Raw genomic sequence first — 4,453 nt, 5'->3', positions numbered from 1 at the left:
TGGGGGCGGGGCTTTACAGGCCGCAAAGAGCCAGCAGCTCCTCCCACTTGCGGTCCACCTCTTTTTGGACCTCCTCAATCATCCACTCGTTGCCGGGGCGGAACATATGGGCAAAGCGGCCCTGGCGCTTTAAATACGCCTCCACCGGCAGCTTCTCCTTGGGCTGGTAGGTCAGCATGTACTTGCCCTCAACCACCTCGTACAGCGGCCACACGCAGCTCTCCACTGCCAGCTTCGTGATCTCCATCAGCTCCTCCGTGGGATACCGCCAGCCCCGGGGACAGGGCGCCATCACGTTCAAAAACGCCGCCCCGGGCGTGTAGATCGCCTTGTGGGCCTTCTCCGAGAGGTCCTTAAAGTTCCCCATAAACGTGGTCTGGGCCACGTAGGGAATCCCGTGGGCCACCATGATCTTCGTCAAATCCTTCTTGCGCTGGGGCTTGCCGGGAATCACGCTGCCTGCGGGCGTGGTGGTCGTATCGGCAAAGTGGGGCGTGGAGGAGGAGCGCTGGATGCCCGTATTCATGTACGCCTCGTTATCGTAGCACACGTACACCATGTCGTGGCCCCGCTCCATGGCCCCGGAGAGGCTCTGGAACCCGATGTCATACGTGCCCCCGTCCCCGCCAAAGGTGATGAATTTATAGGTGTCGTCAAGCTTGCCCCGCTTTTTCAGCGCCTTATACGCCGCCTCCACCCCAGAACAGGTGGCAGCCGCGTTTTCAAAGGCGTTGTGGATGAAGCTGTCCTTCCACGCCGTATACGGGTACATGAAGGTGGACACCTCCATGCAGCTCGTCGCGCCCGTCACCACCGCCTTGTCTCCCGGCTCCAGCTGCCGCAGCACCGTGCGGATGGCAATGGGAGACCCGCAGCCCGCGCACATCCGGTGGCCGCCGGAGAGCCGCTCCTCTTTCATCAGGTTCTCTTTCAGATTGTAGCTCATCTTGCTCTCCCTCCTTATTCCCGCACGTCCAGATAGCGGTACGTCTCGCCGGTCTCGCCGGTGGCGGCGATGTCCGCCAGTTCCGTGAACACGCGCTGGATGCTCTCCACCCGCACGTCCCGGCCGCCCAGGCCGTAGATATAGCTGATGCCCTTGGGCGCGCTGACGCCCGCGGCGTACAGCGACGCCGCCACCTCCGCGAACATGGGTCCGCAGTGGCCGTTGAAGCTGTCGTCCTTGTCCATCACCGCGAAGGCCTTCACGTTTTTCAAGCCCGCCACGATCTCCTCCGTGGGGAAGGGTCGGAAGGAGCGGACCTTGATGAGGCCCACCTTTTTGCCCGCGGCGCGCAGCTCGTTCACCGCCGCCTTGGCCGTGCCGGCGGAGGAGCCGATGATGACGATGGCCTCCTCCGCGTCCTCCATCCGGTAATACTCCACCAGATCGTACTTCCGCCCCGTCATGGCGGCAAATTCCGCGCCCACCTTGCGGATGACGTCCTTGGCGTCCATCATCGCCTGGGCCTGGGCCCGCTTGGCCTCCATGTAATAAACCGGCGTGGCGTACGCCCCCACCGCCATGGAATTTTGGCGGCCCAGCAGCGCGTGCTCGGGCTTGTACTCCCCAACGAACGCCTTCACCTTCTCATCCTCCACCAGCTCGATATTCTCGATGGCGTGGGAGGTGATGAAGCCGTCCTGGCAGATCATGATGGGCAATCCCACCGCCTCGCCGATCCGCATGGCCTGGAGGTAGTTGTCATAGGCCTCCTGGTTGGTCTCCGCGAACAGCATCAGCCAGCCCGCATCCCGCACGCCCATGGCGTCGGAGTGGTCGTTGTTGATGTTGATGGGGCCGGAAAGCGCCCGGCAGGAGACCGCCAGGGTGATGGGCAGGCGGTCACTAGCCGCCACGTACAGCATCTCCGTCATGTAGCAAAGGCCGCAGGAGCTGGTGGCGGAAATCGCTCGGGCGCCCGCCGCCTCCGCCCCGATGCAGGTGGACATGGCGCTGTGCTCGCTCTCCACGGCGATGAACTCCGTGTCCACCTCTCCGTTATCCACGTAGGTGGAGAAGTACTGGGGGATCTCCGTGGACGGGGTGATGGGGAACGCGCCCATCACGTCGGGGTTGATTTGCTTCATCGCCACGGCAATGGCCTCATTGCCGGATAGTCTCTCTCTGATTCCCATTTTCTCGTCCCCTCCTTATTTCTCGTCCTTGACCATCGTGATGGCCCCGAAGGGACACGCGTTGGCGCAGATGCCGCAGCCTTTGCAGAAGAAATAATTGAATTCGCCCCGCTTGCCCTCCGCCGTCATGGGGATGGACATGTCCGGGCACACCGGCACGCACAGCAGACACTGCTTGCACTTCGTCATGTCCAGAACGGGCTTTATGGTGCGCCAGTCCCCGGTCTCCACCACTGCGCTGGTGCCGCCCTCAAAGATGTTGCACCCGGGGGTCAAGTCCCGCCACTTTACATCCGCTGTCATTTCACTTGCTTTGTAACTCATCCTGCCTGTACCTCCTCCATAGAGCGCTTCAGGGCCTTCATATTCCCCTCGATCACCTGGGGCTTGCTGGCGAACTTATGATGGAAGGACGCCTCCATATCCCCGATGAATTTTTCCACATCCACCACGCCGGAAACCTTCACGATGGCCGCCAGCATGGGCGTGTTGGGGAAGTTTTTCCCCAGCTCCTCCTCGCTGATTTTTCCCGCGTCGATGGTGCACACCTTGCCGGCGTAGCCCTTGAGCAGCGGCCGCAGGGCTGCCGGGGACTTGCCGGAATTGATGACGATGGCCCCCGTTTCCTTCAGCCCCGCCGTCACATCCACTGCCGAGAGCAGCGTCTCGTCCACCACCACCACGTAATCCGGCTCGTAGATGTTGGAGTGCACCGTGCTGCGCTCACTGCTGATGCGGTTATACGCCGTGATGGGCGCGCCCATCCGCTCCGGGCCGTACTCCGGGAAGCCCTGCACGTACTTCCCCGTGTTGAACGCCGCGTCCGCCAGCAGCAGCGACGCCGTCTTCGCCCCCTGGCCCCCGCGCCCGTGCCACCGGATCTCTACCATGTCTTTCATCTCTGATCCTCCTCGCTTTCCTTCTGCCTGGCGCCGCTTCGCGCCTGACGCATCCTTCCCTCTTTCCAACGGTTCGCCAATTGCGGCCCAGCCTGATTCAGAAAATTTTAACACATCATCGCCTGCATTGCAATGCGGAAACACCCATTCGATTCTCCCTTTGCCGGCGGGGAAGCGGGACGGCAGGGCATGAAAAAAGCCGCCACTGCTTGGCGGCTTTTTGCTTTATAGGAATTTTTAAGATGGGGGATCTTCCCGTTCCTGCCAAAATTCCCGGATAACCGCCAAACCCCTTTGGCTGATCTGCGGCGGAATCGCGGCGGGTCGGGCCAGAAAGTACCCCTGGAAGAGGTCCACGCCCAGTTCCAGTGCTTTTCGCACCTCCTGAGCGGTCTCCACCCCCTCGGCAATGATTTTCATATCCCGTTCGTGGGCATAGCCCACGATGTTGGAGACAATCCGCTGTTTGTCCGGGTCTTCATCCAGGTTTTGAATGATGGCCCGGTCCACCTTAATAAATTTTGGCGATAGTTCCAGCAAATTCTTCTCGCTGTTGTAGCCGCTGCCGTAATCATCCAGCACGAACATCCCGGAAAAGCCCGGCGTGGTCCGCTTGGCCTCGGTGGCGGCAGAGCTCATGTCCTCCGCCTCTGTCATTTCCACCACAATTCGGGACTGCAGATACCCATAGCGCCGGATAAACTCCGCCACCTCCTGGGGCTTCATGCACTGGCTGGCAATGGAGTTGACAAAGAGCAGCGCCGCCGTCTTCGCCTGCCCCTGTTTGAGCAGTTCCCCGTAACACGCCGAGGCGCGATACCAGGTCAACCGTTCAACCTCCTGAAGGCGGCCTTCCGCCTTGGCCAGCTTCACGATGGCGTCAGGCGTGTTCAAAATCGGCAAGGAGGCCCGCATCAGCGCCTCATAGGCCTCCACCTCTCCTGTGCGGCTATTTACAATGGGCTGGAAATGATAGGTCACCAGCTCCTCTTCCAGCAGACGGGACAGCTCCTGCCGGCTCTGGCTCAAAAAGCTCTGGCGGTTGTAAACTCCCAGATCAAAGTCCGCCAGCTGCCCCTTGGCACTTCTTTTCACCTGATACATGGCAAAGTCCGCCTGACGCATCAACTCGCCAAAATCCAGACTGTCCTCGGGATACCAGGCCACGCCGCCGGAGACCCGGATGGCGCCCATCTCCCCGTTTGGCAGCGAAAACACACTGTCCCGCACCATCTGGGAGAACTGCCCCAGCAGGTTGCGGACCTCTTCCCGACTGTCGTAGCCGGAGAGCAAAAGGAAAAACTCGTCCCCGGAGACCCGGGCACAGAGGCTCTTGGCCGGCACGCCGTTGGAAAAGCACTGGCCCGCCTGGCGAATGTACTGGTCCCCCCAGTCGTGGCCAAAGCGGTCGTTGG

5 protein-coding genes are annotated in these 4,453 nt (G+C 61.2%); all 5 read right to left on the bottom strand.

The features are described 5' to 3' along the window. Positions 1 to 13: 13 nt before the first annotated feature. Positions 14 to 946 (bottom strand): thiamine pyrophosphate-dependent enzyme, encoded by a 933-nt coding sequence (locus PHI30_RS10045; RefSeq protein WP_300027335.1) that lies wholly within the window; start codon positions 944 to 946, stop codon positions 14 to 16. A 14-nt stretch (positions 947 to 960) separates the two neighbouring features. Next, a complete protein-coding gene (gene porA / locus PHI30_RS10040) occupies positions 961 to 2,139 on the bottom strand; it encodes a pyruvate ferredoxin oxidoreductase (protein WP_300027332.1) in 1,179 nt (392 codons plus the stop codon). A 15-nt stretch (positions 2,140 to 2,154) separates the two neighbouring features. After that, positions 2,155 to 2,463, bottom strand: coding sequence for a 4Fe-4S binding protein (locus tag PHI30_RS10035; protein ID WP_300027328.1), 309 nt, complete (start codon positions 2,461 to 2,463; stop codon positions 2,155 to 2,157). After that, complete coding sequence (locus PHI30_RS10030; protein ID WP_300027325.1) at positions 2,460 to 3,038, bottom strand: 2-oxoacid:acceptor oxidoreductase family protein; 579 nt, start codon at positions 3,036 to 3,038, stop codon at positions 2,460 to 2,462. The genes PHI30_RS10035 and PHI30_RS10030 overlap by 4 nt, the downstream gene beginning before the upstream one ends. A 237-nt stretch (positions 3,039 to 3,275) precedes the next feature. Further along, a partial coding sequence (locus tag PHI30_RS10025; protein WP_300027322.1) for a GGDEF and EAL domain-containing protein occupies positions 3,276 to 4,453 on the bottom strand: 1,178 nt, incomplete at its 5' end.

The organism is Oscillibacter sp., from assembly GCF_028693505.1.
Taxonomy (GTDB): Bacteria; Bacillota; Clostridia; order Oscillospirales; family Oscillospiraceae; genus Oscillibacter.
Note: the sequence above shows the minus strand (reverse complement) of the source record. Positions and strands in the feature narration are given on the sequence as shown.

Bases quoted from the DNA above. Each gene is read 5' to 3' on its own strand.
- PHI30_RS10045 (WP_300027335.1), bottom strand. From the start codon at position 946: ATGAGCTACAATCTGAAAGAGAACCTGATGAAAGAGGAGCGGCTCTCC.
- porA (WP_300027332.1), bottom strand. From the start codon at position 2,139: ATGGGAATCAGAGAGAGACTATCCGGCAATGAGGCCATTGCCGTGGCG.
- PHI30_RS10035 (WP_300027328.1), bottom strand. From the start codon at position 2,463: ATGAGTTACAAAGCAAGTGAAATGACAGCGGATGTAAAGTGGCGGGAC.
- PHI30_RS10030 (WP_300027325.1), bottom strand. From the start codon at position 3,038: ATGAAAGACATGGTAGAGATCCGGTGGCACGGGCGCGGGGGCCAGGGG.